At 58.9% G+C, this 24,643-nt stretch carries 28 protein-coding genes, 1 tRNA gene and 2 riboswitches; of the genes, 17 read left to right on the forward strand and 12 right to left on the reverse strand.

Annotated features, from left to right (window positions below; translation table 11 throughout):
• Positions 1-34 precede the first annotated feature (34 nt).
• Entirely contained in the window at positions 35-2,998 is a 2,964-nt protein-coding gene (locus tag KP003_RS06230) for an NAD-glutamate dehydrogenase domain-containing protein (protein ID WP_216498661.1), read from the reverse strand.
• 320 nt (positions 2,999-3,318) lie between these two features.
• Here KP003_RS06230 and truD point away from each other — a divergent pair, with 320 nt between their 5' ends.
• The 5 genes from truD to KP003_RS06255 all read left to right on the forward strand — a co-directional run bounded on the left by truD (position 3,319) and on the right by KP003_RS06255 (position 7,704).
• A complete protein-coding gene (gene truD, locus KP003_RS06235) occupies positions 3,319-4,515 on the forward strand; it encodes a tRNA pseudouridine(13) synthase TruD (RefSeq protein WP_216498662.1) in 1,197 nt (398 codons plus the stop codon).
• A gap of 34 nt (positions 4,516-4,549) precedes the next feature.
• Positions 4,550-5,392 (forward strand): 4-(cytidine 5'-diphospho)-2-C-methyl-D-erythritol kinase, encoded by an 843-nt coding sequence (gene ispE, locus KP003_RS06240; protein ID WP_216498663.1) that lies wholly within the window; start codon positions 4,550-4,552, stop codon positions 5,390-5,392.
• Between the two features lie 16 nt (positions 5,393-5,408).
• Positions 5,409-5,483: transfer RNA gene (locus KP003_RS06245), tRNA-Gln, on the forward strand.
• A 544-nt stretch (positions 5,484-6,027) separates the two neighbouring features.
• Positions 6,028-6,402 carry a response regulator gene (locus tag KP003_RS06250; RefSeq protein ID WP_216498664.1) on the forward strand — a complete coding sequence of 125 codons (375 nt, stop codon included), beginning with the start codon at positions 6,028-6,030 and terminating at the stop codon, positions 6,400-6,402.
• Between the two features lie 591 nt (positions 6,403-6,993).
• A complete protein-coding gene (locus KP003_RS06255) occupies positions 6,994-7,704 on the forward strand; it encodes a VIT1/CCC1 transporter family protein (protein WP_236026853.1) in 711 nt (236 codons plus the stop codon).
• Positions 7,705-7,784: 80 nt separating this feature from the next.
• Here the strand turns inward: KP003_RS06255 and KP003_RS06260 are convergent, their stop codons facing one another.
• The 4 genes from KP003_RS06260 to KP003_RS06275 form a co-directional block, all read right to left on the reverse strand.
• Entirely contained in the window at positions 7,785-8,351 is a 567-nt protein-coding gene (locus KP003_RS06260; protein ID WP_216498665.1) for a hypothetical protein, read from the reverse strand.
• 10 nt (positions 8,352-8,361) lie between these two features.
• A complete protein-coding gene (locus tag KP003_RS06265) occupies positions 8,362-8,805 on the reverse strand; it encodes a hypothetical protein (RefSeq protein ID WP_216498666.1) in 444 nt (147 codons plus the stop codon).
• A gap of 272 nt (positions 8,806-9,077) precedes the next feature.
• Complete coding sequence (locus tag KP003_RS06270) at positions 9,078-9,506, reverse strand: hypothetical protein (protein ID WP_216498667.1); 429 nt, start codon at positions 9,504-9,506, stop codon at positions 9,078-9,080.
• A 47-nt stretch (positions 9,507-9,553) separates the two neighbouring features.
• A complete protein-coding gene (locus KP003_RS06275; RefSeq protein ID WP_367620819.1) occupies positions 9,554-10,783 on the reverse strand; it encodes a radical SAM protein in 1,230 nt (409 codons plus the stop codon).
• Between the two features lie 59 nt (positions 10,784-10,842).
• On the opposite strand from KP003_RS06275, the gene KP003_RS06280 reads away from it, so the two are divergent.
• On the forward strand, positions 10,843-10,980 hold the full coding sequence (locus tag KP003_RS06280; protein WP_216498669.1) for a hypothetical protein: 138 nt from the start codon (positions 10,843-10,845) through the stop codon (positions 10,978-10,980).
• A gap of 432 nt (positions 10,981-11,412) precedes the next feature.
• Here the strand turns inward: KP003_RS06280 and KP003_RS06285 are convergent, their stop codons facing one another.
• The 5 genes from KP003_RS06285 to KP003_RS06305 all read right to left on the reverse strand — a co-directional run bounded on the left by KP003_RS06285 (position 11,413) and on the right by KP003_RS06305 (position 14,746).
• The gene (locus tag KP003_RS06285) at positions 11,413-11,781 is read right to left on the reverse strand and encodes a hypothetical protein (RefSeq protein ID WP_216498670.1); all 369 of its coding nucleotides are present in this window, start codon (positions 11,779-11,781) and stop codon (positions 11,413-11,415) included.
• A 270-nt stretch (positions 11,782-12,051) separates the two neighbouring features.
• On the reverse strand, positions 12,052-12,717 hold the full coding sequence (locus KP003_RS06290) for a lipid-binding SYLF domain-containing protein (protein ID WP_216498671.1): 666 nt from the start codon (positions 12,715-12,717) through the stop codon (positions 12,052-12,054).
• 181 nt (positions 12,718-12,898) lie between these two features.
• Positions 12,899-12,975, reverse strand: a riboswitch (cyclic di-GMP riboswitch).
• A 57-nt stretch (positions 12,976-13,032) separates the two neighbouring features.
• On the reverse strand, positions 13,033-13,434 hold the full coding sequence (locus KP003_RS06295; protein WP_216498672.1) for a bacteriohemerythrin: 402 nt from the start codon (positions 13,432-13,434) through the stop codon (positions 13,033-13,035).
• A gap of 72 nt (positions 13,435-13,506) precedes the next feature.
• Positions 13,507-14,439: a DUF4382 domain-containing protein gene (locus KP003_RS06300; protein WP_216498673.1), complete on the reverse strand. Its 933-nt coding sequence runs from the start codon at positions 14,437-14,439 to the stop codon at positions 13,507-13,509.
• A 34-nt stretch (positions 14,440-14,473) separates the two neighbouring features.
• Positions 14,474-14,746 (reverse strand): hypothetical protein, encoded by a 273-nt coding sequence (locus tag KP003_RS06305; protein ID WP_236026854.1) that lies wholly within the window; start codon positions 14,744-14,746, stop codon positions 14,474-14,476.
• 119 nt (positions 14,747-14,865) lie between these two features.
• Positions 14,866-14,942: riboswitch (cyclic di-GMP riboswitch) on the reverse strand.
• Positions 14,943-15,160: 218 nt separating this feature from the next.
• Between KP003_RS06305 and KP003_RS06310 the strand changes: the two genes are divergently transcribed.
• Positions 15,161-15,532: a hypothetical protein gene (locus KP003_RS06310; RefSeq protein WP_216498674.1), complete on the forward strand. Its 372-nt coding sequence runs from the start codon at positions 15,161-15,163 to the stop codon at positions 15,530-15,532.
• Between the two features lie 22 nt (positions 15,533-15,554).
• Here KP003_RS06310 and KP003_RS06315 read toward each other — a convergent pair whose 3' ends face one another.
• Positions 15,555-15,968 carry a PilZ domain-containing protein gene (locus KP003_RS06315; RefSeq protein WP_216498675.1) on the reverse strand — a complete coding sequence of 138 codons (414 nt, stop codon included), beginning with the start codon at positions 15,966-15,968 and terminating at the stop codon, positions 15,555-15,557.
• Between the two features lie 327 nt (positions 15,969-16,295).
• On the opposite strand from KP003_RS06315, the gene KP003_RS06320 reads away from it, so the two are divergent.
• From KP003_RS06320 to KP003_RS06360, 9 genes are all read left to right on the forward strand, one after another.
• Positions 16,296-17,246, forward strand: coding sequence for a ribose-phosphate pyrophosphokinase (locus KP003_RS06320; protein WP_216498676.1), 951 nt, complete (start codon positions 16,296-16,298; stop codon positions 17,244-17,246).
• A gap of 58 nt (positions 17,247-17,304) precedes the next feature.
• Positions 17,305-17,892: a 50S ribosomal protein L25 gene (locus KP003_RS06325; RefSeq protein ID WP_216498677.1), complete on the forward strand. Its 588-nt coding sequence runs from the start codon at positions 17,305-17,307 to the stop codon at positions 17,890-17,892.
• A 12-nt stretch (positions 17,893-17,904) separates the two neighbouring features.
• Positions 17,905-18,471 carry an aminoacyl-tRNA hydrolase gene (gene pth, locus KP003_RS06330; RefSeq protein WP_216498678.1) on the forward strand — a complete coding sequence of 189 codons (567 nt, stop codon included), beginning with the start codon at positions 17,905-17,907 and terminating at the stop codon, positions 18,469-18,471.
• Between the two features lie 131 nt (positions 18,472-18,602).
• A complete protein-coding gene (ychF, locus tag KP003_RS06335) occupies positions 18,603-19,697 on the forward strand; it encodes a redox-regulated ATPase YchF (RefSeq protein ID WP_216498679.1) in 1,095 nt (364 codons plus the stop codon).
• 225 nt (positions 19,698-19,922) lie between these two features.
• On the forward strand, positions 19,923-20,324 hold the full coding sequence (gene rpsF, locus KP003_RS06340; RefSeq protein WP_216498680.1) for a 30S ribosomal protein S6: 402 nt from the start codon (positions 19,923-19,925) through the stop codon (positions 20,322-20,324).
• Between the two features lie 3 nt (positions 20,325-20,327).
• Positions 20,328-20,606, forward strand: coding sequence for a 30S ribosomal protein S18 (gene rpsR / locus KP003_RS06345; protein ID WP_183350613.1), 279 nt, complete (start codon positions 20,328-20,330; stop codon positions 20,604-20,606).
• 12 nt (positions 20,607-20,618) lie between these two features.
• Positions 20,619-21,560 (forward strand): YybS family protein, encoded by a 942-nt coding sequence (locus KP003_RS06350; RefSeq protein WP_239027622.1) that lies wholly within the window; start codon positions 20,619-20,621, stop codon positions 21,558-21,560.
• A 23-nt stretch (positions 21,561-21,583) separates the two neighbouring features.
• Positions 21,584-22,027, forward strand: coding sequence for a 50S ribosomal protein L9 (gene rplI / locus KP003_RS06355; RefSeq protein ID WP_216498682.1), 444 nt, complete (start codon positions 21,584-21,586; stop codon positions 22,025-22,027).
• 103 nt (positions 22,028-22,130) lie between these two features.
• Positions 22,131-22,520: a hypothetical protein gene (locus tag KP003_RS06360; protein WP_216498683.1), complete on the forward strand. Its 390-nt coding sequence runs from the start codon at positions 22,131-22,133 to the stop codon at positions 22,518-22,520.
• A gap of 163 nt (positions 22,521-22,683) precedes the next feature.
• Here the strand turns inward: KP003_RS06360 and KP003_RS06365 are convergent, their stop codons facing one another.
• The gene (locus tag KP003_RS06365) at positions 22,684-23,454 is read right to left on the reverse strand and encodes a DNA-binding protein (protein ID WP_216498684.1); all 771 of its coding nucleotides are present in this window, start codon (positions 23,452-23,454) and stop codon (positions 22,684-22,686) included.
• 307 nt (positions 23,455-23,761) lie between these two features.
• Between KP003_RS06365 and KP003_RS06370 the strand changes: the two genes are divergently transcribed.
• Positions 23,762-24,634, forward strand: a complete 873-nt coding sequence (locus KP003_RS06370) for a hypothetical protein (protein WP_216498685.1) — start codon at positions 23,762-23,764, stop codon at positions 24,632-24,634.
• Positions 24,635-24,643 lie beyond the last annotated feature (9 nt).

The raw sequence follows: 24,643 nt of genomic DNA on the forward strand, positions 1-24,643 counted from the left end.
GGGCCCCCCTCTTTTGCGTCTGACCCTGCGCAGCCTACTCCCCGAACATCCGCATCAGGTGCCCCTTGAGGGTCGCCTCGAAATCCGCCTCCCGGTCGCCGCGGTAGACCAGCGAAGAGCCGATCTCGGCGGCGAGTATCGCGAAGAGGTACTTCTGCGGGAGGTTCCTGATGCGCTTCGCGTACTTGGGTTCCTCCCTGAGCATCTTGGGCAGGTGCGAGAGGATCGCCTTCTTGTAGATCGGCTGAAGGCAGAGTTGCGGCCTTTTCTGGAAGAAGCGGTAGATGGTCGCGTAGTGCTCGTTGATCTCGCCGCTTAGGGCGTCGGAGATCTCGGTGCAAAGAAGCCCAGGCTGCTCGCGGCGCCGCTTCAGGATCAGCCGCGCCTCGTCCGCCGCGCGCTGCTCCAGTATCTCCAGGACGTCCTGGACGTAGCGCTCCTTGTGCGCCATGAACTCCGGCTCGGTGAGCAGCAGGTTGGCGATGATCTCGTAGGAGGAGGAGATGACGCCGCACTTGTTGGCCGAGGCGTCGCGCATGATGATGACCCCCTTCTTCTGCAGCTGCACGCGCGCCTCGGGGGTGATGAAGGAGTTGGCTCCCTCCACGATGGCGCTCGCGGAAGGGGTGCCGTTGGGCAGCAGGTAGCTCTGCCAGTTGTCCTTGTCGATGCTTTCCGGACGCCCCCCCGCCGGGATGAAGAGGTCGGTCTTCACGGTGAAGGGGAGGCTCGCGTAGACCCTGGAAAACTCGTCGGTGGAGATCCATTCCTCCCTCAGCCCCTCCGCGCTCCTGGTCACCTTCCGGTACAGTTCGCGCAGCCCGTCGCGCCGGCTGCCACTGCGGTAGAGCAGGAAACCACCCGGGTGCAGCGCCTGCGGGTCGAAGGCCTCGAGATCCTGCTGCAGCACGATGCGCCCGAGCTCCTTGCGATCCGCCCCCTCGGGGTCGCACAGCGCCGCGGTCCCGTCCAGGATCAGCTTGATCGCCACGTGGGGGGCGCGCTCCAAAAGGATGCGCATGGCGTTGCCCGCCACGTCTCCGTTGGGTCCGCCGGTGAACTTGACGCTGAAGGGATCGCGGTAGATGTCGATCCCCAACTCGGCCATGGTGATCTCGGCGAACTTCACCACCCCCGTTGAGGTGACGCCGTATTCCTTGTGGTTGATCCCCACCTCCTTGCTGGACATGATGCCGATGCCAAGGATGTAGCCGCGCCGCTTGGAGATCCGGGCGATGTTCTCGATCATGGAATCGTGCATGTTCTCGTCAGGTCCCAGTTCGATCGGCTCGTCCTCGCGGTAGTAATCAACCACCGCAGGCGACCTCGCCACCCCGTGGTCGGTGACGAAGATGTCCAAAAAGGCGTTGGTGACGCCGTGCTGCAGCTTGTACAGCCGCCAGTTCTCCATCTGGCGCTCGCCGCCCCGCTGCAGGTCGGAGGAGTCCAGGATCAGCACGAGCTTTGAGCCCCCTTCGTAGATGTCCTTGTTCTTCAGGTGCTGGGTGTGCGCCAGAACGAAGTTCTCCCTGAAGATGGTGTTCGAGTTGGTGATGAAGTCGTCCATGTTGCGGGCGATGACGGTGCGCCAGCCGCCGCGCGCGATGTCGGAGAAGCCGATGTGGTAGCCGAACCCGAAGCGGCTGAAGAAGAAGGTGACCCGGAAGGGAAGGGCCTGCGGCAGGTCGGCGGTGAAGGCCGGTCCGAGCTCGGTGAGGTAGGTGGGGTCGAGCCGGAAGGCGAAGGCCTGTTTCTCGAGCACGAAGAAATTCGTCTTCAGGGTATGGGTGATGAAGATGAGGCAGCAGCGGTAGATGGCCCGGCGCACCTCGTCCAGGTAGCGGTGACCGGTGTTGTAGTCGTTCACCGCCTGCACCGTTTCTGCCAGGATCGAGCCGTAGAGCGGATGGCTCTCGGTTATGGCCGGGTCGAAGCGCGCCTTGAACAGCTTCACGAGCTGCAGCGACATCTCGGGGTGCGCGTGAAAGGCGTTTTGCACGTCGTCCGGGCCGAAGCGGTCCGGCTGGTTGTGGGCGAGGTTCGTGTGGCAGAAGGCGATGAACGCGTTCACGAGGGACGCTTCCTCTCCGGTCATCACGTTGTTGGTGACGAACTCGCGGTAGGTGTGACTCTTGGTCGACACGATCTGGGTGTTGTAGAGCTCCTGCTGCAGCCTGCGGAACAGCTCCGAGCCCGGTTCCAGCACCTCGCCCGAGCGTCGGTTCACCAGGAAGGTCCCCAGGAAATAGGGGTGGACCCCGTTGGAGATGGTGAGGCAGTAGGCGCGGTTCACGCCGAGGTCGAGCCGGTTGAACACCTCCATGAGCTGCAGGAGGAACTCCTTCTGGGGCGGGTTGGCGACCGCGAAATGGACCCGCGATGTCTTCACGTCCGGGGTCGGCTCCACGTGCAGGTACAAGCCGCCGCTGCGGCTCGACTTCTGCAGCAGCTGCAGCACCTGGGCCACGCGCAGCGGCGAGGCCACCTTCACGTAGCTTTCGTTGTTGAGCCAGAGGATCTTGAGCAGTCGGTCGAACTCTTTCAGGTCGAACTCAGGGTAGGTGCTGCGCAGTTCCGCGGCGGTCCTGCGCATCAGCCCCTGCGGGAGTTGCACCTCTCTCCAGGCCTGGATGTCTTCGTTGCTCTTGCGGTCGAACTCGAAGCGCTGAATCTCCAGGGCCTGGCTCATCTCCGGCATGGGGGCGTCGGAGTGGGTGATCATGGCATAGGAGATCTCCCGGTCCTGGAAGTGCCGCAGCGAGTCGTACAGGGATCCCGGCTCGTTCACCCTGGCCAGGATGAGGCTCTTGTCGCGGTCGGCCAGGATCAGGCGCCTGTTGGTCTTGAGGGAACGAAGCTCGCGCTCCAGAAGCATCAGTGCTTCCGGCTCGTCCTGCATCGACGTGAAGAAGTAAGGATTGATCTGCTCTCTCAGCCATTTGCGGTTTTCGGAAAGCTCACTGGCGGCGCTTCTTCTGACACTGGCCTTGCTGGTCATGCTTCATTCCCCTTTAGCTTCGATATAACTGCTTCGAAACCAGTATATCAGCGACGACGGCATTTGCTAAATCGATCTTGCTTCTGGTTGAAAAAAAGTTTGTTCTGGGTAAACGTGGCATTCGCTGTCACCGTTGGTGAAGATTCTCGCTTCCGAGGTAACTTGGGCAGCGGTCGCGGGAATCTGTCAGGATCGGCGTGCAGGAACTCGGCAAAATCAGGAAGGGAAGACGATTTGGCTGCCGTGACAAAACCAGTTGAAACGGGGTCCCCGACTGAGTATGATGCCGTGATCGATAAAACGTTCGGGATGGAGGAGCGGTGCAGAGATATCTAACCGCCGAGGTACCTGGTACCGGCGGCACTATAAAGAACACCCCCGAGGACTTCATCGTCGAGGAGATTCCGGCGTACCTCCCCAGCGGGCAGGGGGAGCATTGCTACGTCGCCATCGAGAAGCGCGGCATCGCCACCCTCGAAGCGGTGCGCCGTCTCGCCAAGGCGCTGGGGGTGCAGGAGCGCGACATCGGCTACGCAGGCATGAAGGACGCAGTGGGCATCACCCGCCAGAGCGTCTCCATCCCCCGCGTTGCGCCGGAGAAGGTGCGCGCGCTCGAAGTTCCGGGGATCAAGGTGCTCTCCGCCGTGTTGCACGGCAACAAGCTGAGGCTTGGTCACCTGAAGGGCAACCGCTTCGAGATCAGGGTTCGCGATGTTGCAGCCGGGGCGCTGGCGCAGGCCGAGACCGTGCTTGCCGTCCTGACGACTCGCGGCGTACCCAACCGGTTCGGCGTGCAGCGCTACGGCGTGCAGGGGAACAGCCACGCCATCGGTGCCGCCATGCTGCGTCGCGACTTCAAGGCCGCGGTCGATACCCTGATAGGTGACCCCGCGCAGGTGACCGACGAACGCTGGCGTCAGGCCATCGAGGCTTACCGGCAGGGAGATTTAGCGGAAAGCCTCCACCTGTTTCCCGGCCACTTCCGGACCGAGCGCGAGCTGCTCGGACGGTTGCAGCAGCGTCCCGACGCGTACGAGAAGGCTTTCCACGCGGTGCAGCCGCGTATGAAAAGGCTGTACCTCTCCGCATTCCAGTCCTCGTTGTTTGACATGGTGCTGGAACAGAGGCTGGAGCGACTCGATCGGATCGAAGAGGGCGACATCGCCTTCAAGCATGACAACGGCGCCTGTTTCCTGGTGCAGGATGCCGCCGCCGAGGCGCCGCGGGTCGAGACCTTCGAGATTTCGGCGACCGGCCCCATATTCGGTTGCACCATGATGGAAGCCAAGGGTGCACAAGGTGAGCTGGAAGCCGGGATCCTGGCAGCCGAGGGGCTGACACCGGAGAGCTTCAACCTTTCCGGTGGGCTGCGCATGGAAGGTGAGCGCCGCCCTCTGCGCGTACCGCTTTCGGCCGCATCGGTGCGGCAGGATGGGGGGGATCTGCTTTTCGATTTCTCCCTGCCGCGCGGAGCCTACGCCACCTGCGTTCTGGGCGAAGTGATGAAAGATCAATAAATCGCGTCCCTTTGTGGGGTGTAAGGAGCAAATCGTGGAAAAACTGCAACTGCTGGCGCCCGCCAAGGTGAATTACCGGTTGGACGTACTGGGGAAGAGGGCGGACGGCTACCATGAGCTGCGCATGGTCATGCAGCGGGTCGGCCTTTGCGACGAGATCAGCATCGCCCTGAGCGAGACTCCGGGCATCCGCGTCACCTGCGGCAAGAAGGGGGTGCCCGACGGGCCGGGCAACATCGCCTGGCGTGCGGCCGAGGCACTCTTGAAGCTTTCCGGAAAAGAGATAGGCATCGACATCGCCATCGACAAGCGGATCCCGGTGGCGGCCGGCCTGGGTGGGGGAAGCAGCGACGCCGCGACCGTGCTCATGGGGGTGAACCAGCTTTTGGGATTGGGGCTTTCCGACGAGCGGCTCATGGAGATAGGTGTGAAGCTCGGGGCCGACGTACCCTTTTTCATCTTCAAGAAGACCGCGCTGGCAGAAGGGATCGGGGACAAGCTCACCGCCATGGAGTCGATGCCGAGACTGTGGGTGGTCCTGGTCAATCCCGGGATCCATGTCTCTACCGCCTGGGTCTACCAAAATTTAATATTGACAGCGAAAGGGGCTGCCACTATAATTCGCGGTTCGTACGGCAGCGCGGCAGAAGTTGCCGAGCTCTTGTCCAACGATCTCGAGCCGGTTACCTGCGGAAAGCATCCGCTTCTGAACGAGTTGAAGGACATGCTGCTGGCAGCCGGAGCAAGCGGTTCCTTGATGTCCGGAAGCGGCGCCACCGTCTTCGGTATATTCGAGGACGAGGCAGTAGCCCGCAAGGCCGCAGCGGAGATAGCGGCGGAGCGAGGCTGGTTCGCGGAAGCTGTGCAGACGCTGTAGGAAAAAAACAAATCATTGGGGCGTCGCCAAGCGGTAAGGCAACGGGTTTTGATCCCGTCATTCCCAGGTTCGATCCCTGGCGCCCCAGCCAAAAATAACGGGCATTTACCTTTTTAGGTAAGTGCCCGTTTCTACTTTGGTGACCTTTTTCGTGACCGTTTTGGGTACGCATTCAGATGCTGCATCAGGAGGGGAAACGCCCCCAGCCAGAAGCTCCTGAAGAAACTTATTGTGCTTATTTCTTGCTGCAACACCTTGCTCTTCCAGGCTGACCCTTTTCTTCCCGGCCCCGCCACGCCCCCCAACCCCATTTGCCCCGTATCAGCCTCTGCTTCTCCTCCATCCTCAATGAGCGCCAAATCAGGAACCTCTGTAAGGTAACGAATTAGAAATGTTTACATTAGAACAAAGTCACGATATATTGGCGTTCCCGCTCAAGCTTCTCGTGGAGGCGTTGTTGCAAATCTTCCATCTGAAACACATCTGGTGAGATTTTGCAGGGCGTTGATACCATTTTGACTCAAATTCGCGCTTCTCAAACGCAGGAAGCCTCAGAGGTGTCTGCAGCCTTTGGCTTCTTTTTGCTGATGTACATATAGCGGTCGATTAAGCATGGATTGAACAGGAGGAGTAGTATGAGACAGGGAGAACCTGCCAGCGAACACACGATCCTTCTCGTCGATGACGAGGCCCAAATCCGGTCGATGCTTCATGACCTCCTGGTTTGCCACGGTTATAAAGTGATACAGGCCGCTGATGGCTTAGATGCACTTGAAAAATTCAAGCTCAACGTACAAGAAATAAAGCTCGTCGTAACAGACATTGTTATGCCTCGACTGGACGGTTTGTCGAGCATCAAGATAATGAGGACCATCACTCCATCCGTCAAAGTTCTTCTTATGAGCGGATATGCTTCAGATCAACCAGCGCCCGATGGAGTTAGTCTCATCCCAAAACCCTTCACCCCTGCGGACTTTCTTCAAGCCATTCGCTCGAGCCTTGGTGACTAGCAACAAAGCGCCAATCTCTACATCCGGCCTCCGCTCAGTTCCGTGATTCGCCCGCTCCTCCTGCGCTCCTGTTCCGCAGCTCTCCAGAAAATCTCGGCAGGCGGATGCTCCCGCGTCTACAGAGCGGTGCGACCAGCTCGCAACTGTCAACCTTCGGCGTGTTGACAAGCGGTGATACCTGCCACATCTCCAACAGGTCGGACCACCCAGGCCATCGATGTCATCAATCACCGAGTCTTGGAATTACTGGAGCAAGGAACGGTTCCACCTGCTTAGATCCCGGTGCCCCAAGCCAATTTTCGTCTAACAGCCCGCACGTCCCTTCTGTTCTACCTTTCTCGCCAACATCAGGCGACCGGTCGGATTTTTTCATCCATATCAGCGCCTCATAAAGTTGCCCATGCCCTTTTCCTTCCCGGGAGTAGTTACCAATAACCGTTCATCAGCGAGTCGGGTCAAAGTAGAGTAACCATGATGTCTCTTGACTCGAATCGAGTCCCGATCTGATGTAGAATTACCCCCAACCAGACGCTCAGACCATGACCAGGCGATAAAGCGTCGCCCGGTAGTCAAGCGCCGCCTGTAAGACACATGGAGATTCTTATAATGCCGCGACCTCAAGGCGAATCTCACAAATCGAACAGAATTGGTTGGCTTCGAGCCGCCGTGCTTGGTGCTAATGACGGAACAATTTCGATCGCAAGCCTTGTCGTCGGCGTTGCTGCCTCTGGAGCACCACAAAATAGTATTCTGCTTACCGGTGTAGCCGGTCTGGTAGCTGGAGCTATGTCAATGGCGGCCGGCGAGTATGTCTCGGTTCAATCGCAGGCTGATACTGAAGGCGCAGACATTAAAAGAGAAAAGAGCGAGCTACAGACTCAACCAGAGAGCGAACTCGCGGAGTTGACGTCAATTTATGTGAGCCGAGGTCTCGATCAACCGTTAGCACGCCTGGTAGCAGAAAAGCTGACGTCCCGCGATGCACTTTTGGCACACGCTCGTGACGAACTAGGCATCACCGAGACCCTACGGGCTCGGCCGGTTCAAGCTGCTCTCGCGTCTGCCATTTCTTTCGCGGTGGGTGCCATTGTTCCGATAGTAGCTCTGTTGCTCGCTCCTACAGCCTGGGTTACCGAGGTTTTATCTGCGACCGCGCTGGTTACTTTAGCCATACTGGGGGCAACCGCAGCATACGCCGGTGGCGCGCCTATTGTGAAGGGTGCAATTCGTGTCGCTTTCTGGGGGGCGTTAGCAATGGGACTAACCGCTGGCGTCGGTAAGCTCTTCGGCACGGTTGTCTGAGTAATATGGCCCAACCATGCCATAGGTTGCTTCGATGACTGTGCCTCTAAAGCCGTACCACCTCTATGGCTACACTGGTATCAGAGGCTTAGTTTCGAAATTTTCGCAAGCCCCTGACTGATGTTCTTCCGCCCTGCGCCTTCTGTCGCCAATCTCAGGCGGGTGGCACCGATAAATGCATCCCCCGTTGTTGCGGTATGTTCAGATTTGATCGATTCCTGCCACACCGTTTCGCCGGTGGCGACCCGCTTCAGCGTCCAACCAGCCTCCATCTTCACGGTAAAGGACAACCCGAAAACCGGTTGCTCCATTGAGAAAATCATCACCGAGAGAAGGTAGTCACCCTCCTTGCCTTCAACGGTCCGTGAAAAAGTACCTGACTTGGTTATGGCGGCCAGCAGCGCCTTCTTGAACTCCTCGTTCGATATCCGTGTCCTCCCCAACTCGTCGAGTTCCTTGCCCCCTCCCACGTCAACGCCCACCGTTTTCTGGTTCTTCGCTCCTGTTTCAAAGGTGGTCGGGGTCATCCCTTCGTGCGTTGCCGTGGTGCAACAACCGGCAACCATGAGCGCGGAGACACAGAGAAAGAGAATCAGTAGCTTCGATATGAGTGTGGCGTCTTCGGGACTTCCATCTCTCTGGCGCATGGCGTCCTCCTTATTTAGCCGGCTTCGCGTTAAAGATGTTGGTCAGTACTTCATCAACCATATCCGCAGGAGGTTTTCTGGTCAGGGAGGCGTGGAGGGAATTGCCGGTGGCTAAGGGGAAGTCGGTCTTAGGATCCCGGAAGATGATGGTAAGCTCAAGCATGTACATCGTGATATCCCACATCCACTTATCGGCGTAGGTAACCACGGCGTCGCTTTGGTATGGTGGCTTCAACTCTGGACCGGTGGTTGCGCCGAATCCCCGCTTTTCCAAATTTTCCTTGATGAGTTGGTAGGTGTTCCTTTTGTCGTCGGGCGCCTGTACGACATAGAAGGTCTTGAGTTTGCCCAAATCTACGCCGGCAGTCAGTGTCCCTGTGGCACGGTTTGCACAGCCAGCCGTGACAGTCAGCGATACACCTAAAAGCAGGAAATAGCCGAGTTTTTTTAACATGGGGCAGTTCCTCCTTGATTGGGATCACTACTGATGCGTACTCAAGATTTTCTTTATACCCGCCATCTGAGATGTCAATTGAGAGGTGGATTATAAACGATTAAATCTGGGAGCAAGGGTGACCCTGCTGAATGGTTTTTACGACGCCACAAGGATCTCGAGCAGGTCCTCTTGCATAATGAAAAGGGATCGGCCTTCTGGCCAATCCCTCGGGCGATACGTCTATTTCTCTCATGATCGTGTGGATGATGTAGAGATGCCGTCGCCGGCGTCTAGACCGGCTGGACGTAGCAGCTGTAGCAGGTCCTGTAGCAGTAACAGCTGTAGCAGTAGCAACTGTAGCAGTAGCAACTGTAGCAGCTATAACAGGTCCCGGTCAGCTGTCCTGCGGCGCCCTCTGCTTGGGCTCCTTCTCCTGCACTCTGCAGGAAGGACTTCGATCCCTGCTGTTGCGGGGGCTGCTGGCTGCCCATCATCGGGTTCTGCACGGCGGTGGGGTTGATGACGTTTATCACCACCCCCTGGGGGCTGCCGCTGCTCTGAGGACCCATCATCTGCTGCCCCATTCCCATCTGGACGTTTTGGGAATACCCGCATCCTGATCCAAGTTTTGCCTGGACCTCTTCTGGGGGGACCTTGTACTGGTCGGCCATGTCGTCAGGAATCTCGTAAAAAGTGCCGTCTAGTCCTCTGGTAATCATGTTCATCCTCCTTTTTCCTGTTGTGGTTACGCGTTGGACAGCAGGTGCTACTCTCCTCCTTGTGCTCCGACCTCGATCTGACATCGGTGGTCGCCGTCTGTCGCTGTCGGTGGTTTCATGCACTGCTGCATTTTTCGCATGGTCATCTCGTGAAGCTTCCGGGCCTGATCGGGGTTGTTGCCGAAGTAGGTCCACATCTGCCTGGTGTAGTTGCAATGGTTCTCCCGGAAGTTTTCGGAAAGGTCGCAGGATATGGGGCAGCCGTGGGTGCAGAAGTGGTTGGCCTTGCAATCGAAGCAGCGGATATACCATGTTCCTTTCCTGGGGAAGTTGTCGCGCAGCCGTTGTACCCCGCATTCGTCGATCTCCTCGCCCAACCGGCCGAGCAGGTAATCCCTGTTCCTGGTTCCACCGCACACGAAGATGTTCCCCTCTGCATCTATGCCGACCTTGTCCTCCGCCGAGTCGCAGGAGCGGTTCCACTGCGGCTGGGAGGCGTTGCCATGGTTGGCGCAGAGGAATTGGTAGGCGAGTCTCCCGATCCTCATGTCGTCCACGGACAAGTCGGTCTTCAGCATGTGCTCTATCATCGCGACGGTGCTCCGGTACATCTGGTCCGCTGAAAGTTGCTCGGCATCGCCACGTCCCTGCGCGACCACGAAGTTCGAGATCATCCCCGCCACCCCCTGCTCACGCAGATACTCCATTACTTCCGGCATCCTGTCGCAGTTGTGCCTGTTTATGGTGGTGACCACGCCCACCTGAATGTTCCGCTTGCGTGCCGCCCCGAACAGTTCGTGGATCTTCGCTCCCCCCTCGCGACAGGCGTCGTGGATATGGGGCGGCCCGTCGCAGCTTATCGAGAACGAGACGCCGAGGTCGTGCAGCCTCACCATGCGCTCCTCATCCAGCAGCGTCCCGTTCGTACTCAGGGGAAAGATCACTCCTTTGCCCTGCTGTTGGCCAAGCGCCCTGGCATAGGCGACGAACTCCGCGATCCAGGCGTCCTCGACCAGCAACGGTTCGCCGCCGTATAAATGCAGGACTACTTGTGGGTACTGGGAATTCGCGACCAGGAGACGGGCTATCTCCTTTGCGGTGTCGAGCGACATCCTTGAATCGTTGGCAGGCGTGCAGTCGATGAAACAATACGAGCACCGCAAATTGCAGCGATCGGTGAGCAGCATGGAAACGTTCGAAATTTTGCGAAAGAGCCTCTCCAAAGTGGCGTTGCCAACAGTCATGTTCATCCCTCCGAGGTTAGAAGTGCCGGGCATTGCGACGGAATAAAATTAAAACATGCTAATGGTATCGCGGCCCAGGTGGGAGTCAAGCCGTGATGTGGGCCGTCAGAGGCGACACCGTTGTGGCCGGTATCAACATCGTTGCGATGGTCATCAACACTGCTGCGATGGTCATCAACATCGTTTTGATGGTCATCAACACTGCTGTGATGGTCATCATCATTGTTTAGATGGTCATCAACACTGTTGCGATGGTAATAAACATTGTTGCGATGGTCATAAACATTGTTTTGATAGTCATCAACATTGCTGCGATGGGTATCAACATTGTTTAGATGGTCATCAACATTGTTTAGATGGTCATCAACATTGGTGCGATGGTCATCTTCATTGCTACGATGGGTATCAACACCGTTTCGATGGTCATCAACATTGCTACGATGGTCATCAACACTGTTGCGACGGGTACCTTCACTGTCGTGAGGCGTTTCGAACTCGAAAATCAGAGATGGGGGGGCACCGGGGGCGTATTTGTAGAGGAGTTGACGCAGCGGCTGGGAAGGAAGCCCCCCCGGGAACTACGCCATAGGCCGGTTCCTCGGGGGGGATTTCATTTTAGCCTGCTTTAGCTGCTTGGGCCTGACGAAGTGATGTGGTCTTTTTTAACCTGCCATAGGTGCCGGTGCTGTCTTTTTGCGGTACACCGGAACATGGGCGTTGAACCCGGCTTGCATTAGAGCGGGGATATCCTCTTCTGTCGCTACTGACTGTAAGAACGAGACGATTTTCTTGAACATTTCCGTGACGACTTTGCGTGCGTTTTTACGCCTTTGGATCTGTGAACGATTACCGGATTTACCCTCTTCGTGCGCTGCATCATACTCATCTACAGCTTGTTGCACGATATTAATAGGGATGGGGCCGTTCTTGTACAGCTCCAAATCCGCCAATCCACGAGCACAGCGGCGAACGTTGCTTAGGCAGGTGGAGTCTTTACCTTTAACGTCAGCTGATACAGTGATGTAGGACATGGCTATTCTCCTCTTCTCCGGCAGGTTGCGGCCAGCATTAGCAGGATTTCACGAAGTCTAGGGCACGTTTTGGCGGTTTGCAAGCGGCTGAAACCCTCGCGAGCCATTCATTAGTTAAGTGGGGCGTAACGTGATTAATATCTTTGTGGGGAGAGCGGGATTAGCCTTGAAGAAATTGGAATCAATGAGAGCGTCGTCGGTTTAGCGTGCAGCAAAAAAAAGCCGCCCGGCCACGAGGGCAACGGGCGGCCTTCTGGTCTGGTGGGGGGATTACAGCAGGTCAAGCAGCTGCTTTACTTCCGGGGAGCGCTTGCCGGCCTGGCCGGCCGCTATGGTCCTTGGGTCGAGGTTGCCGTAGTATGCGCCGTTGGCATCGTCATCGATCATCAGGGCGGCGCCGTTGAGCGCGATACCGGCAAAGAGACCGCGGCTGCGAGAATAGGAGAGGATCTCGCTTTTCAGGGTGACGTCGGTCGCCCCCTCGGCGCTTCGACCGACCGGCCCTGCGGCCACAGATGCGTCGGCTCCGAGGGTAAACTTGCCCCTGAGGACGCCGTCCACTCCTTTTTTAGTCTTGAAGACCAGGATGAGGTCGGTCGACTCGGCACCGATCTGCCACCCCAGGCTGCCGCCGGCTATTTTTACGAAGACGGGATCGCTCCAGTTCCCTTTCTCGTCGCGTACGGTCAGCACGCCGGTGCCGTACCTGCCGCCGACTACGAAGCCGACCTTCAGCACTTCAGGAATGATCATGATCCCCTGCGCGTTCTTCAGCAGCATCGGGGGTATCCCATCCTCGGGGATGGCCTTGATCGCCTTGACCACCTCGATGCAGTCCTCGATCTTTCTCGACTCCTTCCCGGCATAGGCCGGCGTGACGGAAATGAACATTGCGACAGCCGCGACAGCTGCTGCCAATAGTTTCATCGTTTTCATATGCTCTTGTCCTCCTTTGCGTCCGTGCAGATTGTGGATCCAACCAATGCAAACCCCCTCAGTCTCCCCTTCACAAGGGGGAGGACGCGAGTTCTCGCGCAGCGGTTGATTTAAAAATATAATATTCCTTATATTCCAGGTGCGGACCAAAAAAAAGCCGGGGCCGAATATCAGGTGATAGTTCGGCAACCCGGCTGTCTCGGTGAGACCCTGTAGGCTTTCCGCCCCATCCTCGCGGATGGTTGAGTATTATCGCTTATCGATGCCCCCGCGGCGGCTTGCCTCCAGGTATATGTGTCGGTTCGCAGCTCCCCTTTAGCCGCGCCGGGACTGGGAGTTCAGGTACCTGCCGAAGTCCGCATCGGTTTCCCGTATGTGGTGGGTGACCCAGTTGCAGAGAAACCAGAGCAGCTCGACGGATGCCTTGGTGTCGAGGGGCTGTTTTTTCTTCAGTTGGGAGATCTTGGTGCGAAATTGCCGGTGCTCCTCCTTGTGCGGCCCGAGCTTTGGGTAGGAGGAGTTCTCCATCCAGCGCTCTTCGCAACCGAAATGCTGCATGGAATAGTCGATCAGGATCTCCAGCACGGAGGGGTCCAACGGGTGCCCCTCACGGAAGTGGTCATAGGTTTTGTTGAGATACTGCACCAGGCTTTGGTGGTGTTGATCGATCTCCTGTATGCCAACCACATAACAGTCCTTCCATTCAATTATAGGCATACACTTTCATCTCCTCTACGTTAATGCGCCCCCGGTCCTCCTCTGCGAGGACCGGGGCACTTCATGGCACTCTTATTGCGGAACCAGGACGATTTCACCCAGGTCCCTGGCCTGTCCCTGCACCACCGGTACTGCGGCGGAGGAGTAGAGCGCGAAGCCGTTGGAGTTGACGAAGGCCTTGTAGCCCCACCCCGGTTCGCTCGCCGGCACGAAGGCCGAGAAGGGGGCTTGCCACTTGCCGCTGGTATAGCCGGCGAAGATCTGGCCGGACGCGATGGGCGTGGTGTCGTTGATGGACCCGCGACGCTTGATGGAAACGGTCGCGCTGCTCCAATTCTGGAGGGTGCTGCTGACGTTGCCGATGATGGAGCCGAACTGCGTCAGGACGTCCGCCATCTGTATCAGCCTGATGCCGGTGGGTTTGAGGTTGTACTCGTTGGTGTTGCCGCGCTTGACCACCGCGGTGTTCGGGTCGAAGTCGATCATGACCGCGTTGATCACGCCGGGCTTGACCTCCATCGGCCCGAGGATCTTGAGCCCGGACTGCTGACCGCTCGGGGTGGTCAGCGGGATCTTGGTGTTCGGGTCGCTCTTCAGGGTAAGGTAGTTGACCGGCGCCTGGTTCCCGTTCGGGTTGGGGTACAGCACCAGGCGGATCTGGCGGTAGGTCCCGGCCGGGAGCACCAACTCGCCCAGGGCTTGCTGGACGAATTGCAGGGTCATCACGTCGATGACCTTTTCCTGCGGGTTGAACCTTGCCAGGACCGGGAGGGCGGGGTCGTCATCGGCGGCGTTCTCGTGGCCGGCCGGGACCACCCTGATCTCCTTGACGGAGATGACGAGGTTCTGGAAGTCGTCGCTTTGCTTGTCGGTGATGGCGAGCTTGAGGGTTCCTTTGCCGGCGCTGCTGCCGCCACCGCCGCAGCCGCTCAGGTACAAAAGGGTCGTGGCAACGGCGCAAACGAAAAGGATCATGATACGTAAGGCAGAACGTTTCTCTCGCATGGTGCTATCCTCCTGTCAGTGGGGAGTTATGCTCTCAGTCGCGATGATGTTTCTTGTGCCCTTTCTTTTTACCGTGGTCGTGATGCTCCTTTTCCTTCTGCTTCAGGTACACCCGCTGGTGGTTTTCGACGTAGTAGGGGCGGCCGGATTCGTAATAGATGTGGACTCCCGGCGGGGCGGGGATGTAGCCATTCAGTTGGACGTTGACGCCGACGGATCCGGCTTGCGCGGTCGGGGCGGTTGCCGCTCCGAGCAGAACGAATGCGGCTCCTGCCGCCAAGACGCTCAGTAACGATTTCATGCTCATGTCAGTTCCTCCTGGGGTACCACTTCGCCCGGCTGGCCACATGAATGTGGAGTCAAAGCAAAGGTGAATACGGGGTTTTGGGCAATAAAAAAGCCGGGGCCGAATATCTAGTCTGATATTTCGGCGACCCGGCTGTCTCGGTGAGACCCAGTAGGCTTTCCGTCCCATCCTCGCGGATGGTTTAGTATTATCGTGTATCGTATGTGGATCTGGAAAATTTGCTGGAACGATAGCGCAAGGCTGGAACCGTGTCAAGGGAGCTTTTGCTTTGTCGGGGCTTTTTCTTCTAATCGAAAGCAGATACTGCAGTCAAAAACACTAAAGTTTCCCGAGCAGTTGCCGAAATCTTACTTCATGGAGGCGATCGTTGCGCCGTCTTCTTTTTAATGATTTCGAGTTGTATCGGGAGAGGGCATGGTTAGAAGCATCCTTGAAATAGGTAATGCCAAGTACAAGATCGACCGGCTTATCTTGGGACGGTTCAAAGAGGAGGTCCGTCAGCACTGGACCAAAGGGGACGCTGGCGTAGAAGCGCCGGTGCCGGGCCCCGCTCCCTCGTTGGATGAGTCGCTGGAGCTTGTGTTCAAGGAAGTGATGCAGTTGTACAACGAATACGCGAAGACCGAGAGTATCGATGTCCTGTTGCGTTTAAAGGACAAACTGGAGCAGGTCTCCCTGAGGTACAAGAGCCTCGCCCTGGCCGAGGAGGTGCTCAATATAAACAGTTGCCTCCCCTACGAGCGGCGCGTTCCCCAAGGCTCGGAGGAAGGCCCCGCAAAGCATTGAGCCGGGGCTAGCGCCGCGGTGATCAGTAGGTGGCCGCCACCGGTTCCGGCATGCCGGCCCTGTCTTCCTCCGCAACTGATTTTCCCTTCTTGAGACTCTCCCACTCCTGCATCAGCTTGTCAGGCTCCGATGTCTTCTGCTTCAGTAATTCGAGCAGTCTCAGTTCCGAATCGCCGGTAAACCCGGTGAACTTCACGCCGATCATCGAGAAGAAGCAGTGCACCACGCTGACCGTGAGGGTCAAAGGTTCTGTGCCCGGTTCGAGGGGGACCGTGAGCCTGCAGGATTCGTTGAGAGGCACCATGAGGCACTCGTCGGCACTGATAAGGGCTCCGCGCAGGGAGACGTTTTCCAGGCGGCAACGATATTTGATGTCATGATGAACCAATTCTCCAGGCGCACTGTATGTGACCCGGTGAAATCGCCGCTGTTCCATCTTGGTACCCTCCTCGCACACATCGGTGATGTTCGCCAGGCATCTTATCGTCAAGATCCCTTACTAGCTGAAGTCTTTTTTGTCAACATTCCGTTGTGCCGGAACTTTTTGACCGCGGCGCGCGAATGGTCCTTCCTGGCGCCGGCCAGAACTCGCCTGCGCGAAGGGGGAGGGAGCCCCGTCACGGTAGGTTTTCCATTGACTTCACCCGGCAACTATTGTATTAAGTAGCGTTTCCTGGGTTTTGGATGCAGGCTGCCCCGCCGTCGCGAGTGGTGCACGCGCAGCCAATTTAAAAAGAAAAAAGTAGAGAGGGCCGGTGCATTGATGGAAAACAAGATCAGGGTGTTCAGCGGTAACTCCAATCCGGTTCTGGCAGAGAAGATCTGTGACTGCCTCAGGGTCCCTCTGGGCAAGGCGAAGGTCAGGACCTTCTCCGACGGCGAGATCATGGTCGAGATCGGCGAGAACGTGCGCGGTCGTGACGTCTACGTGGTTCAGTCCACCTGCTGCCCGACCAACAACAATTTGATGGAACTGCTCATCATGATCGATGCCCTGAAGAGGGCGTCCGCGGCGACCATCACCGCCGTGATCCCCTACTACGGCTACGCGCGCCAGGACCGCAAGGCTGCACCGAGGACCCCGATCACGTCCAAGCTGGTGGCGGACCTGATCACCACCGCGGGCGCGCACAGGGTGGTCACCATCGACCTGCACGCCGGCCAGATCCAGGGCTTCTTCAACATCCCGGTGGACAACCTCTACGCCGCACCGGTGCTTTTGGCCCACCTGAAGAGCCGTTTCGCCGACGACCTGGACAACCTGGTCATGGTTTCCCCCGACGCGGGGGGTACCGAGCGCGCCAGGGCCTTCGCCAAGAGGCTCGGCTGCACCCTGGCCGTGATCGACAAGCGCCGCACCGGTCCCAACGTCGCGGAGATCATGCACCTGATCGGTGACGTGAAGGGGAAGTCCGCCATCATCCTCGACGACATGATCGATACCGCCGGCACCCTGACCCAGGCAGCCCTGGCGCTGAAGGAGCACGGCGCCGCCAGCGTCTACGCCTGCGCCACCCACGGGGTCCTCTCCGGGCCGGCCATCGATAGGATCAACAATTCCGTCATCGAGAAGGTCGTCATCACGGACACCGTTCCGCTGGGCGAGAAGGCGGAACAGACCGACAAGCTCAGGGTGCTTTCCGTGGCAGACCTTCTGGCCGAGGCGATCCGCCGCATCCACGAGGACGAATCCGTCAGCTCCCTTTTCGTGTAGTACTAAAATATAAACTGTCATTGGAAGATCAAATACCAAGATTGACATCGGAGGATGTATGAGTAAGCAGGTGCTTAATGTTGAACTGAGGGAAAAAACCGGCAAGGGGATCTGCCGTCGTCTGCGCGCCGCCGGCCGCGTTCCGGCCGTCGTGTACGGCAAGGGTATCGAGCCGGTCTGCATCTCGCTCGGGCTGAAGGAACTGACCGAAGCCATCGCCGGCGAAGGTGGCCGCAACCACATCCTGACCCTGCAGGGCGTAGCCGCACTGGAAGGCGCCAACGTCATCGTGGCTGACCTGCTGCGCGACTCCCTCAAGAACCACGCACGTCACGTCGACCTGCACAAGATCAACCTCGCCGACAAGGTGAAGGTACAGGTCAAGCTGAACCTGGTCGGCACCCCGACCGGCGTCAAGGCAGGCGGCTTCCTCGACTTTGCGATGCACACCGTTGAAGTCGAGTGCCTCCCGGTTCACATCCCGGGGCACATCAACGTCGACGTCACCGAGCTCGCCATCGGCCACTCCATCCACGTGGGCGACATCAGCGCGCCGGTGGGCGCCGCCATCCTGAGCGATCCGAAGGCTCCGGTGGTCAGCATCCTCGGCCGCAAGGCTACTGCCGAGGAAGAGGCCGCTGCCTAGTCCAGGATCCTTATGGCAGCAAAATTGATCGTAGGGCTCGGCAACCCCGGGCCCAAGTACACATGGACCCGCCACAACGCGGGTTTCATGGTTTTAGACCGTCTGGCGAGCCTGTCCAACATCGCCGTCACCAGGAAGGCGTTTTCCGGCCTTGCCGGTGACGGCAGCTGGGCGGGCGAGCGGGTCTATCTCCTCAAGCCGCAGACCTTCATGAATCTGTCCGGCCGATCGGTGGCCGAGGCGCTCCGCTTCTACAAGCTCTCCCTGTCAGATCTCATCGTGATCCACGACGACCTCGATATCCCGTTCGGCAAGGTGCGGCTCAAGGAAGGGGGCGGGCACGGCGGGCACAACGGCCTGCGCTCGCTGGGGCAGGAGCTGGGCTCCAACGCCTTCGCCCGGGTGCGAGTCGGCATCGGCCGGCCGCTGCACGGCGATGTGGTGAACTTCGTCCTGACCAACTTCGCCAAAGAGGAGATGAACGAGCTGCTGGAAGTGCTGGACACCTCCCTTGACGCCATGGAAATGGCAATCAAGGAGGGGATGCCCAAGGCGATGAGCATCTTCAACGCGAAGTAGCCGAGACCCGGATAGAGAATAACATCGAGACCAAGACCCCCTCGCCCTTTGGGAGAGGGGGGACAGAGATACCCCCTCGAGGGGCTTCAGCCCCGTTGAAGCGGGTTGATTTAAGCTAAAAGGAAACACACATGGGTTTCAACTGCGGCATAGTCGGTCTCCCCAACGTGGGGAAATCCACCATCTTCAACGCGCTCACCTCGGCCGGTGCCGAGTCCGCCAACTATCCCTTCTGCACCATCGACCCCAACGTCGGCATCGTCTCGGTGCCCGATCCCCGCATGGACAAGCTGGCCGAGATCGTGCTCCCGGAGCGGATCCTCCCCACCACCGTCGAGTTCCTCGACATCGCCGGTCTTGTAAAAGGGGCGAGCCAGGGTGAGGGACTGGGGAACAAGTTCCTGGGGCACATCCGCTCCGTGGACGCGATCCTGCACGTGGTGCGCTGCTTCGAGAACGAGAACGTGGTGCACGTAAGCGGCAGCGTCTCGCCGGTGCGCGACATCGAGGTGATCCAGACCGAGCTGGCGCTTGCCGACCTCGATACGGTGGAAAAGCGCATGCAGCGAACCGAGAAGCAAGCGAGAAGCGGCGACAAGAAGGCCAAGGAAGACGTCGAGTTCTGCCAGAAGGTGAAGGCGACCCTGGAGAAGGGGCTCTCGCCGCGGGATCTCCCCGAGAACGAGGACGAGCGGATGATCCTGCGCGACATGCACCTGATGACCGCGAAGCCGGTGCTCTACGTCGCCAACGTGGCCGAAGACGACCTCGAGGGGAAACACCCCTACGTCGACGAGGTGCGCCAGTTCGCCGCCAAGGAAGGAAACGGCGTGGTCACCATCTGCGGCTCCATCGAAGCCGAGATCTCCGAGCTGGCGGGGGAGGAGAAGCAGGCCTTCCTCGAGGAGATGGGGCTCGCCGAATCCGGGCTCGACCGCCTGATCCGTTCCGGCTACGAGCTGCTCGGGCTCATCACCTACTTCACCGCCGGGGTCAAGGAAGTGCGCGCCTGGACCATCACCAAGGGGACCAAGGCCCCCGGCGCCGCGGGCGTTATCCACTCCGACTTCGAGAAGGGGTTCATCCGTGCCGAGGTGATTTCCTACAACGACTACATCGCCTCCGGCGGCGAGAGTGGCGCCAAGGAAAAGGGGCTGATGCGCCTGGAGGGGAAGGAGTACGTGGTGCAGGACGGCGACGTCATGCATTTCAGGTTCAATGTATAAAAGCAGATAAAGATTGAGATTAAGATTAAGAAGACCCGGCCGCCATGGCGGGATTGCGGACAGGGGCTGGAACTTTATCTTAATCTTTGTCTTAATCTGATTCTTTTTCCCTTGTCAAATTTTCATAAGTGTAGTAAGAAGTACCGTTCACCAGAACGGCCTTAGGGCCGTATCTCCTTGCTCCGGGTTGGACCGGGGCTAAATTAACCGTGAGGAGGCTTAACAATGAGCAGGATGTACGAGACGATTTACATCGTCCAGCCGGACCTCGGTGACGAAGAGATCAAAGCTCTTTCCACCAAGGTGCAGGACGTGATCGCCAGCATGAACGGCGATTTCAAGAGGCTTGAAGACTGGGGCACCAGGAAGCTGGCTTACCCGATCAACAAGAACCCGCGTGGCCGTTACTTTTACCTCCGTTTCGACGCCGATGCCCCGCTGATCGCTGAGCTGGAGCGCCGTCTGCGCCTTGACGACAAGGTGATCAGGTACCAGAGCGTTAAGCTCGAGCAGGAAGTGGTTGTCCCGGCAGCCGCTCCGGCCAAGAGTGCCGAGGAAGGGACCGAGGAAGTGGCTGCTGCTGCTACCGAGGCTCCGGCCGAAACGACTACTACGGTGGAGGAATAAAAGATGGCTGACGAAAGAGCACCCCAGAGAACCAGCAGCGGGCCGAGGAAGAAGCGTCCGTTCCAGCGTCGTAAGGTCTGCCGTTTCTGCGCGGACAAGCAGGTTACCATTGACTACAAAGATCCCCGCACCCTCCGTTATTTCGTTTCGGAGCGCGGCAAGATCATCCCGCGCCGCATTTCCGGCAACTGCTCCAAGCACCAGAGGGAAATCACCGAGGCGATCAAGCGCGCCAGGAACATCGCGCTGCTTCCGATTGCCGGCAGCCACGCAACCGCCTAGGTGCCGCTGACGGTGAATCCGTTGCAGGGGAAGATTTTCGATGTGATCAAGGGGAGCGTCGCTACGGTGACGCTCTTCCTTGCTTTCGTCTATCTCCCCGTGGTCGGCACCATTCCCGGGCTCTTTGCCTCGGCTCCTGCCGCGTTCTACGCGGTCAAGCGGGGGAGGGTGACCGGGTTTGCGATTGTCCTTGCCAGCTGCGCCATTCTTCTCGGCGTCGGTGATCCGGCCGCGACGGCCGTCTATCTGTTGCAGGCCGGCGTGCTGTCCCTGGCGCTTCCCGAGTTCCTGCTCAGGAACAAGGGGGGAGCACGCTCCGTCATCTACTCGGTGGCGGTGACCATCGCGGTCCTGTTGGTCGCGGCGGTGGTGTACGGCATGGCGACGGGGGCCGACCTGCATGCCAAGATCAGCAAAGGGGTGCAGACGAGCATCAACCAGACCTCGCAGATCTACCAGAAGGCGGGTGTCAAGGGGGACGAGCTCAAGGCGCTGCAGGATTCGATGTCCCAGGCAGGACAGCTGGTTGTCACCATCTACCCCGCGCTGGTCACCGTGGCCTACGGGATGATCGCCTGCATGAACCTGATGCTGCTGGCCGGGATAGCGGCGCGCCTGCGCATGCCGCTGTTCGTCGGTGACTTCAGGAAGTACAAGAACCCGGAGCCGCTGGTCTGGCTTTTGATCGTGTCCGGTTTCGGCACCCTCGTGCCGGAACCCATCGTGCACCTCGCCTCCCTGAACGTGCTGATCGTTCTGGGCGCCGTGTACTCTGTGCAAGGGTTCGCGATCATCAGCTTTTTCTTCCGTAAGCTCCAGGTTCCGGTCTTTATAAGACTTTTGGCGAGCCTGCTCCTCATCTTTCAGCCCATGATGGTGCTGGCGGTGGCGGCGCTGGGCGTATTCGATCTCTGGGCGGACTTCAGGTCCCCCAATAAACAGGAAAACCTGTAATCAACCAGGCTAGGAGGCAACACATGAAGGTCATTCTCAAAGAAAACGTAGAACATCTCGGCCACATCGGCGACATCGTCAAGGTAGCACCGGGCTACGCAAGGAACTACCTGCTGCCCAAGGGCTTCGCCATCGAGGCCACCGAGAAGAACGCCAAGGCCCTCGAGCACGCCAAGCGCCACCTCGAGTACAAGAAGAACAAGGTCCTCGAAGCTGCCAAGCTGATCGCGGCCAAGATCGAAGGGATCACCCTTTCCATCGCTCACCAGGCCGGTGCTGACGACAAGCTCTTCGGCGCCGTCACCAACATGGAACTGGCCGAGCAGCTCAAAGCCGCCGGCGTGGAAGTCGACCGCAAGCGCATCGTGCTTGCCGAGCCGATCAAGCACCTGGGCGAGTTCACCGCAGCCGTGAAGCTTCACCCGGAAGTGGTCGCCACCCTGAAAGTCGTGATCACCAAGGCCTAAGCCTTGCTGCAAAGCTCGTAGTTTCTGGTAATAATGAAGGGCCGCCTCCCCAGGGAGCGCGGCCCTTTTCCGTTTGGGCCAAGTAACCGCCACAGGGGGAGCCGTGAACATAGAGAAACACCACAAGCAGGATATCGCCACGAAGCAACTGGAGACGGCGCTGTTGCTGTTCTTCGCCCAGAAGGAGCTCTTCAGCATCATCACCCTGGCCGGGGCCGCCGAGGAGATACTGGGGCAATTGCTTGGGTTGCGTGACCGAGGCGATAAGGAGAGCCCGTTTCGGTCGGTCCTGGAACTGCTGCGACCGGCCAAGGGGGGGGCGCGCCGGGACGTTTCGGCGGCGCACGAGACGGAGCTGTACGTGCACATGGACGCGAGGCACGAGGCGGAGTTCCTGCTGGGGCGGGCGATAGACGACTATTTCGCGCTCACCGGCGAGTTGAGCGCCAACATGCGGAAGTACAACGAGGAAGTGAGAAGCAGGAGAGGGTAGGCCGGCGGCGGTAGTAGTAAGGGGACTGCGACGTTCGACGCCGGCAGGACCGGGGCTTCGCCGCCCTGCCCCCCTCCCGCCTTGGCGGACCGTGGCGCTTCGGCGCGCAGGCCCGCAAGGGGAGGGGGTGCCAAGAGACGTCTGAAGGTCGGGGCGGTGACCTTTACTTCTTCAAGGTGGCGTCCTGGATGAGGACGTTGTAGCGGTAGCCGGAGCCGAAGTCGAGGTTGTTATAAAGTATGCCGGAAACGGTTACCACATCCCCTTCCTTGGGAAGGTTCTTCGAAGTGATCACCAGGTCGTCGGTCTTCTGGGCCTTCGATCCGGTGCCGTCCACGAGGTGGATCCAGTTCTTCTTCATGATCTTCTGCGCTACCCGCGCCACGCGTCCGCGGACCACCACCGGCTTTTTCTCCAGTTTCTTGCTCTTGGCGTAGATCTCGGCGATGGTGTAGGCGTTGGGACCCTTGGCTTTGGTCACCTTCTGGTTCTTGGCCAGGGGTGCGGGAGCAACCGCGCGGGCGGGTGCCGGTGCCGCCTTGGCAGCGTCCTGCTGGGCTCCGGGAACCCCCTGGTGCACGGCCTTGATGGCCGACGGGCTCATCTCGATCTTTTCCGCGTCGGCGAGGCCGCCGGAGAAGATAACCCTGTCGAACTTGCGGTTCAGCCCCTTGCTGGTGAAGTTCTTCATCTCGAAGCCGGGCATGAGCGACAACTGCTGCCCGACCTTCACCTTGGTAAGCGGGATGGCGACCCACACCTTTTCCGACCCGTTCTGCAGGTTCACGTAGGTATAGCCGCCGCCGTCCATGGTTTCCAGTACCTTTCCTGAAAGAGGTATTTCCTTGGGCTTGGTGTCCGCTGCACCCACCTGCTGCGCGGTCAGTACGGCGAGGACGATCAACAGAGAGAGAATCTTTACGAGGCGTTTCATTTATTGACTCCTTCAGGGGGTGCTTTTTGTTCACGGCAGACTACTTTTTTCCCGCACTATTGACAAGGTTTTTCTAGAAACGGTGCCGGTCCCCTGCGCGCAAGGCTCCCCTTCGCTTCCTTGCGTTTGGTCTTTCTCCCCCCCTCATGACCGGGCAAGGGTTGCACCCTCGAATTAACCAGTTATATTTTGTGTTGCTACATTAAAGCGCGATTTGCGGTGGATGCCCCAGCGGGGGCGTAGACAACGCCGGTGCGGGGACGCGCGGTGCGCCTGTTCCAATGGGGGGGCGCGAAAGGGGGCATACATGAACAAGAAAGTGGGTGTGCTGCTTGTGCATGGTATGGGGACTTTGGCCGACGATTTCGCTCACGACATGGTCTATGAACTGCGCGAGAGGATCTCCGGGCGCGGTCTGAACCGGGAGGAGATCGCCTGGCAGGGGGTCTACTGGGCTCCGCTGCTGTCAGCCAGGGAGCACCAGATCTGGGTCGACCTGGCGGCGAACAACGACCTGAACTGGGCAAAACTGCGCAAGTTCTTCCTGAACGCCTTCGGCACCATGAGCTCCTACCACGCCTTGGGCAGCCGCACCGACAGTCTCTATCACAGGATCCATGGCGTGGTGCACCAGGGGCTCCAGCAGCTGCGTGCCAAACTGGGCGACCAGGACAAGCCGCTCGTCATCGTGGCGCATTCCATGGGGTCGGTGTTCATGTCGAACTACATCTGGGACCGTCAGAAGGGGTACGACCTGGAGCGCTACGGAAGCACCCCGTTCGAGCGGATGGAAACGCTCACCGGCCTGGTCACGCTGGGGAGCAACATCCCGCTTTTCTGCGTGGACAAGGAGAACCTCGCCTGCATCGAGTTTCCCCCCCGGCACCTCGCCGAGCCGCTCAGGAAAAAGGCGAAGTGGCTGAACCTCTACGATTCCGATGACGTGCTGGGGTGGCCGCTGAAGCCGCTCAGTCTCAGTTACTCGGCATCGGTCTCCGAGGACATCGAGGTGAGCGTCGGCAACATCCTGACCTCATGGAATCCGGCGAACCACTCCGCCTATTGGAGCGACGAGAACGTGATCAAGCCCATGGTCTACCTTCTGAGCAGCATCCTGGAAGCGACCCATGCGCCGGCGACGGGCACCTCGGAGGCGCAGGCCCCGAACGTCGGCGAATGAGAAGCTCCC

This window comes from Geomonas diazotrophica (assembly GCF_019063885.1).
GTDB classification, from domain to species: domain Bacteria; phylum Desulfobacterota; class Desulfuromonadia; order Geobacterales; family Geobacteraceae; genus Geomonas; species Geomonas diazotrophica.

What these genes read in the sequence shown, in the direction of transcription:
- KP003_RS06230 (WP_216498661.1), bottom strand. Translation starts at nt 2,998, where the DNA reads ATGACCAGCAAGGCCAGTGTCAGAAGAAGCGCCGCCAGTGAGCTTTCC.
- KP003_RS06250 (WP_216498664.1), top strand. Translation starts at nt 6,028, where the DNA reads ATGAGACAGGGAGAACCTGCCAGCGAACACACGATCCTTCTCGTCGAT.
- KP003_RS06255 (WP_236026853.1), top strand. Translation starts at nt 6,994, where the DNA reads ATGGAGATTCTTATAATGCCGCGACCTCAAGGCGAATCTCACAAATCG.
- KP003_RS06260 (WP_216498665.1), bottom strand. Translation starts at nt 8,351, where the DNA reads ATGCGCCAGAGAGATGGAAGTCCCGAAGACGCCACACTCATATCGAAG.
- KP003_RS06265 (WP_216498666.1), bottom strand. Translation starts at nt 8,805, where the DNA reads ATGTTAAAAAAACTCGGCTATTTCCTGCTTTTAGGTGTATCGCTGACT.
- KP003_RS06270 (WP_216498667.1), bottom strand. Translation starts at nt 9,506, where the DNA reads ATGATTACCAGAGGACTAGACGGCACTTTTTACGAGATTCCTGACGAC.
- KP003_RS06275 (WP_367620819.1), bottom strand. Translation starts at nt 10,783, where the DNA reads ATGCCCGGCACTTCTAACCTCGGAGGGATGAACATGACTGTTGGCAAC.
- KP003_RS06285 (WP_216498670.1), bottom strand. Translation starts at nt 11,781, where the DNA reads ATGTCCTACATCACTGTATCAGCTGACGTTAAAGGTAAAGACTCCACC.
- KP003_RS06290 (WP_216498671.1), bottom strand. Translation starts at nt 12,717, where the DNA reads ATGAAAACGATGAAACTATTGGCAGCAGCTGTCGCGGCTGTCGCAATG.
- KP003_RS06295 (WP_216498672.1), bottom strand. Translation starts at nt 13,434, where the DNA reads ATGCCTATAATTGAATGGAAGGACTGTTATGTGGTTGGCATACAGGAG.
- KP003_RS06300 (WP_216498673.1), bottom strand. Translation starts at nt 14,439, where the DNA reads ATGCGAGAGAAACGTTCTGCCTTACGTATCATGATCCTTTTCGTTTGC.
- KP003_RS06305 (WP_236026854.1), bottom strand. Translation starts at nt 14,746, where the DNA reads ATGAGCATGAAATCGTTACTGAGCGTCTTGGCGGCAGGAGCCGCATTC.
- KP003_RS06310 (WP_216498674.1), top strand. Translation starts at nt 15,161, where the DNA reads ATGGTTAGAAGCATCCTTGAAATAGGTAATGCCAAGTACAAGATCGAC.
- KP003_RS06315 (WP_216498675.1), bottom strand. Translation starts at nt 15,968, where the DNA reads ATGGAACAGCGGCGATTTCACCGGGTCACATACAGTGCGCCTGGAGAA.
- KP003_RS06320 (WP_216498676.1), top strand. Translation starts at nt 16,296, where the DNA reads ATGGAAAACAAGATCAGGGTGTTCAGCGGTAACTCCAATCCGGTTCTG.
- KP003_RS06325 (WP_216498677.1), top strand. Translation starts at nt 17,305, where the DNA reads ATGAGTAAGCAGGTGCTTAATGTTGAACTGAGGGAAAAAACCGGCAAG.
- pth (WP_216498678.1), top strand. Translation starts at nt 17,905, where the DNA reads ATGGCAGCAAAATTGATCGTAGGGCTCGGCAACCCCGGGCCCAAGTAC.
- ychF (WP_216498679.1), top strand. Translation starts at nt 18,603, where the DNA reads ATGGGTTTCAACTGCGGCATAGTCGGTCTCCCCAACGTGGGGAAATCC.
- rpsF (WP_216498680.1), top strand. Translation starts at nt 19,923, where the DNA reads ATGAGCAGGATGTACGAGACGATTTACATCGTCCAGCCGGACCTCGGT.
- rpsR (WP_183350613.1), top strand. Translation starts at nt 20,328, where the DNA reads ATGGCTGACGAAAGAGCACCCCAGAGAACCAGCAGCGGGCCGAGGAAG.
- rplI (WP_216498682.1), top strand. Translation starts at nt 21,584, where the DNA reads ATGAAGGTCATTCTCAAAGAAAACGTAGAACATCTCGGCCACATCGGC.
- KP003_RS06365 (WP_216498684.1), bottom strand. Translation starts at nt 23,454, where the DNA reads ATGAAACGCCTCGTAAAGATTCTCTCTCTGTTGATCGTCCTCGCCGTA.
- KP003_RS06370 (WP_216498685.1), top strand. Translation starts at nt 23,762, where the DNA reads ATGAACAAGAAAGTGGGTGTGCTGCTTGTGCATGGTATGGGGACTTTG.